At 46.6% G+C, this 5,605-nt stretch carries 2 tRNA genes and 3 rRNA genes; all 5 read right to left on the bottom strand.

The features are described 5' to 3' along the window. Positions 1 to 45: 45 nt before the first annotated feature. Positions 46 to 153 (bottom strand): 5S ribosomal RNA (rrf, locus tag DRF61_RS22350). 171 nt (positions 154 to 324) lie between these two features. Continuing rightward, a 23S ribosomal RNA gene (locus DRF61_RS22345) occupies positions 325 to 3,088 on the bottom strand. Positions 3,089 to 3,245: 157 nt separating this feature from the next. Then, positions 3,246 to 3,319 (bottom strand) — tRNA-Ala (locus DRF61_RS22340). An 85-nt stretch (positions 3,320 to 3,404) separates the two neighbouring features. Next, positions 3,405 to 3,478 (bottom strand) — tRNA-Ile (locus DRF61_RS22335). A gap of 217 nt (positions 3,479 to 3,695) precedes the next feature. Beyond that, positions 3,696 to 5,212: ribosomal RNA gene (locus DRF61_RS22330) — 16S ribosomal RNA — on the bottom strand. The 16S, 23S and 5S rRNA genes sit together here with 2 tRNA genes alongside, the layout of an rRNA operon. Positions 5,213 to 5,605: the final 393 nt, after the last annotated feature.

Below are 5,605 nucleotides of genomic sequence, written 5' to 3'. Positions count from 1 at the left end.
AAAAAAAGTCTCATACAAACTGTGTTGTATGAGACTTTTAATAAAAACTGGCGGCGGCCTACTCTCCCGCTTTCGCAGTACCATCGGCGCTGGTGGGCTTAACTTCTGTGTTCGGAATGGGAACAGGTGAGCCCCACCGCTAAAACCACCCTAAAGAAGGTATATAAGAGGTTAGTGGTTAGAAGATTAGAGATTAGTAAAAACTAACTTCTAATATCTAGTATCTAACTTCTGATTTTTATCGATAAAAACGTTCACAAAGACAAAACCTTGACTGCGCATAAAAGGCTTGTATAATTTTATTATATTGATATAGCAACCATAGGCTATAAATCTACGGGTAATTAGTACTACTCGGCTATGACATTACTGCCTTTACACCTGTAGCCTATCAACGTCGTCATCTCCAACGACCCTTAAAAGATGTCTCATCTTGAGGCGAGTTTCGCACTTATATGCTTTCAGTGCTTATCTCTTCCAAACGTAGCTACTCAGCGGTGCACCTGGCGGTACAACTGATACACCAGAGGTTTGTTCAATTCGGTCCTCTCGTACTAGAATCAAGCCCTCTCAAACATCTAACGCCCGCAATAGATAGAGACCGAACTGTCTCACGACGTTCTGAACCCAGCTCGCGTGCCACTTTAATGGGCGAACAGCCCAACCCTTGGGACCTTCTCCAGCCCCAGGATGTGACGAGCCGACATCGAGGTGCCGAACCTCCCCGTCGATGTGAGCTCTTGGGGGAGACTAGCCTGTTATCCCCGGAGTACCTTTTATCCTATGAGCGATGGCCCTTCCATACGGAACCACCGGATCACTATGTCCTGCTTTCGCACCTGATCGACTTGTTGGTCTCACAGTCAAGCACCCTTATGCCATTACACTCTACGCACGGTTACCAAGCGTGCTGAGGGTACCTTTGAAAGCCTCCGTTACTCTTTTGGAGGCGACCACCCCAGTCAAACTACCCACCACGCAATGTCCTTCTAAAAGAAGTTAGGCTCCAAGTAAGTAAAGGGTGGTATTTCAACGTTGGCTCCACCAACACTAGCGTGCCGGCTTCAAAGCCTCCCACCTATCCTACACATTACTTACTCAAAGTCAATACGAAGTTATAGTAAAGGTTCACAGGGTCTTTTCGTCCCATTGCGGGTAATCGGCATCTTCACCGATACTACAATTTCACCGAGCTCGTGGCTGAGACAGTGCCCAGATCGTTACACCATTCGTGCAGGTCGGAACTTACCCGACAAGGAATTTCGCTACCTTAGGACCGTTATAGTTACGGCCGCCGTTTACTGGGGCTTCAGTCAAACGCTTCGCTTACGCTAACGCCCTTCCTTAACCTTCCAGCACCGGGCAGGTGTCAGACCCTATACAGCATCTTTCGATTTAGCAGAGTCCTGTGTTTTTGATAAACAGTCGCCTGGGCCTCTTCACTGCGGCCACCATTGCTGATGGCGTCTCTTCTTCCGAAGTTACGAGACTATTTTGCCTAGTTCCTTAGCCACGACTCACTCGAGCACCTTAGGATTCTCTCCTCGACTACCTGTGTCGGTTTTGGTACGGGTTGCTTCACTTCGGCTTTTCTTGGAAGCACTTTCCCTGCAGCAGCTTCGCCCGAAAGCTAGGCCTTGACTATTCCGTCAGTCTCCAGCAGGTACGGCACTCCGTCCCCTTTTTAGTGTGAGCAAGTATGGGAATATTAACCCATTGTCCATCCACTACCCCTTTCGGGTTCGCGTTAGGTCCCGACTAACCCTCAGCTGATTAGCATGGCTGAGGAAACCTTAGTCTTTCGGTGAGGGGGTTTCTCGCCCCCTTTATCGTTACTTATGCCTACATTTTCTTTTCTGTCCGCTCCACAATACCTCACGATACTGCTTCGGCGCAAACAGAATGCTCTCCTACCAGATATACCCAGAAGGTATAAATCCATAGCTTCGGTAATATGTTTATGCCCGATTATTATCCATGCCGGACCGCTCGACTAGTGAGCTGTTACGCACTCTTTAAATGAATGGCTGCTTCCAAGCCAACATCCTAGCTGTCAATGCAGTCCAACCGCGTTGCTTCAACTTAACATATATTTGGGGACCTTAGCTGTTGGTCTGGGTTCTTTCCCTCTCGGACATGGACCTTAGCACCCATGCCCTCACTGCCGACGAACATTTATTAGCATTCGGAGTTTGTCAGGAATTGGTAGGTGGTGAAACCCCCGCATCCAATCAGTAGCTCTACCTCTAATAAACTTAACATCGACGCTGCACCTAAATGCATTTCGGAGAGTACGAGCTATCTCCCAGTTTGATTGGCCTTTCACCCCTACCCACAGGTCATCCGAAGACTTTTCAACGTCAACCGGTTCGGTCCTCCACTCTGTGTTACCAGAGCTTCAACCTGCCCATGGGTAGATCACAAGGTTTCGCGTCTAATCCTACTAACTAAGCGCCCTATTCAGACTCGCTTTCGCTCCGGCTCCGGACCTGAAGTCCTTAACCTCGCTAGTAAAATTAACTCGTAGGCTCATTATGCAAAAGGCACGCCGTCACCCAACTTGTGGGCTCCGACCGCTTGTAGGCGTACGGTTTCAGGTTCTATTTCACCCTTCTATTCGAAGTGCTTTTCACCTTTCCTTCACAGTACTTGTTCACTATCGGTCTTTCAGGAGTATTTAGCCTTGGAGGATGGTCCCCCCATATTCAGACAGGATTTCACGTGTCCCGCCCTACTCATTTATCATCAAAATATGCCTTTCAAATACGGGGCTATCACCCTCTATGGCTGTTCTTTCCAGAACATTCTTTTAAACATATAAAGACTTTTGGGCTAATCCGCTTTCGCTCGCCGCTACTTACGGAATCTCTTCGATTTCTTTTCCTCCGGGTACTTAGATGTTTCAGTTCTCCGGGTTTGCTCTCTAAATAAATTTAGAGTAATACATCTTCAATGTATTGGGTTGCCCCATTCGGACATCTGCGGATCAATTCGTGTGTGCCGATCCCCGCAGCTTTTCGCAGCTTACCGCGTCCTTCTTCGCCTCTGAAAGCCTAGGCATCCGCCATACGCCCTTAACGATTTCTTTCCTATTTTTGGTTACTCAAGCGCTTTTATGCGCTCGGTTTTCTCTTTGTGATGTCTTTACCGTTAATGTCAATGATCTTAATATCTTTCTTTCAGCTTGATGAACAGATGTTGTTTTTGGCTCCATCCGTAACTTTTAAATCAAGCTTCCAAAACTGTGGAGAATAAGGGAGTCGAACCCTTGACCTCCTGCGTGCAAGGCAGGCGCTCTAGCCAGCTGAGCTAATTCCCCTCTAGTCAGATGTTAGTAGTTAGAAGTTAGAGATTAGTAAAAAACTAACTTCTAATTTCTAGGTTCTAACCTCTATTTCAATTAGTAGTCTCGGGCAGGCTCGAACTGCCGACCTCTACATTATCAGTGTAGCGCTCTAACCAGCTGAGCTACGAGACTTTGTTTTAGATGTTAGATTTTAGACACTAGAGGTTAGACTAATCTCTAACTTCTAATTTCTAACTTCTTTTTCTAAATCCCTCCCTCTGATACTAATTTCTAGTGGGTTTTGTATTTTTATATTATATAGCAACCAAATAAAAAACTAAAGCTTTACTTTAAGCAGAATCAATGGTACCGAAGTACCTAATTTTGTTTAACGTTCTTCAACGCTCTAAAATGAGATGTTCCAGCCGCACCTTCCGGTACGGCTACCTTGTTACGACTTAGCCCTAGTTACCTGTTTTACCCTAGGCAGCTCCTGTTACGGTCACCGACTTCAGGTACCCCAGACTTCCATGGCTTGACGGGCGGTGTGTACAAGGCCCGGGAACGTATTCACCGCGCCATGGCTGATGCGCGATTACTAGCGATTCCAGCTTCATAGAGTCGAGTTGCAGACTCCAATCCGAACTGAGACCGGCTTTCGAGATTTGCATCACATCGCTGTGTAGCTGCCCTCTGTACCGGCCATTGTATTACGTGTGTGGCCCAAGGCGTAAGGGCCGTGATGATTTGACGTCATCCCCACCTTCCTCTCTACTTGCGTAGGCAGTCTCACTAGAGTCCCCAACTGAATGATGGCAACTAGTGACAGGGGTTGCGCTCGTTGCAGGACTTAACCTAACACCTCACGGCACGAGCTGACGACAACCATGCAGCACCTTGAAAATTGCCCGAAGGACGGTCTATTTCTAAACCAATCAATTCCCATTTAAGCCTTGGTAAGGTTCCTCGCGTATCATCGAATTAAACCACATAATCCACCGCTTGTGCGGGCCCCCGTCAATTCCTTTGAGTTTCATTCTTGCGAACGTACTCCCCAGGTGGCTAACTTATCACTTTCGCTTAGTCTCTGATTCCGAAAAACCAAAAACGAGTTAGCATCGTTTACGGCGTGGACTACCAGGGTATCTAATCCTGTTCGCTCCCCACGCTTTCGTCCATCAGCGTCAGTTGTTGCTTAGTAACCTGCCTTCGCAATTGGTGTTCTAAGTAATATCTATGCATTTCACCGCTACACTACTTATTCCAGCTACTTCAACAACACTCAAGACCCGCAGTATCAATGGCAGTTTCACAGTTAAGCTGTGAGATTTCACCACTGACTTACGAGTCCGCCTACGGACCCTTTAAACCCAATAAATCCGGATAACGCTTGCACCCTCCGTATTACCGCGGCTGCTGGCACGGAGTTAGCCGGTGCTTATTCGTACAGTACCTTCAGCTTCCCACACGTGGAAAGGTTTATCCCTGTACAAAAGAAGTTTACAACCCATAGGGCCGTCGTCCTTCACGCGGGATGGCTGGATCAGGCTCTCACCCATTGTCCAATATTCCTCACTGCTGCCTCCCGTAGGAGTCTGGTCCGTGTCTCAGTACCAGTGTGGGGGATCACCCTCTCAGGCCCCCTAAGGATCGTTGACTTGGTAGGCCGTTACCCTACCAACTATCTAATCCTGCGCGTGCCCATCTTTATCCACCGGAGTTTTCAATATCAAATGATGCCATTTAATATATTATGGGGCATTAATCTTCCTTTCGAAAGGCTATTCCCCTGACAAAGGCAGGTTGCACACGTGTTCCGCACCCGTGCGCCGCTCTCAAGATTCCGAAGAATCTCTACCGCTCGGCTTGCATGTGTTAGGCCTCCCGCTAGCGTTCATCCTGAGCCAGGATCAAACTCTCCATTGTATGTTTTTCCTGACCCACTCAAAGTTTTTTTACGCTTTAGTTTTTTTCTTACTTGGTTGTATATTGTATGTCAATGATCTTTTTTCTTTCCGCAATATATAAAGAAGCTTTTCTGTCGTTCTGTTCCTTATTTGCGGTTGCAAAAGTAATTATTTATTTCTAACCAGCCAAATGTTTCAAAGGAAAATTTTAAAGTTTTTTAAGTAACCTTAACCCCTTCTGACACTCCAATCTGTACTCACTCCTGCGCCCCGTTTAACCGGACTGCAAAGATACAAAAAAAATTAAAACCCACAACTTTTATTTATTAAAATATTGCTAAGCTTTTTCTCCTGATTCCTGTAAGCTTTTTTAAATACCTATCGCTTATCTAAAAGCTCTTCTGCGCTACTG

Origin of the sequence: Chryseobacterium lathyri (assembly GCF_003290185.1) — a bacterium.
GTDB lineage: Bacteria > Bacteroidota > Bacteroidia > Flavobacteriales > Weeksellaceae > Chryseobacterium > Chryseobacterium lathyri.
This window is presented reverse-complemented; position numbering and strand designations above follow the sequence as displayed.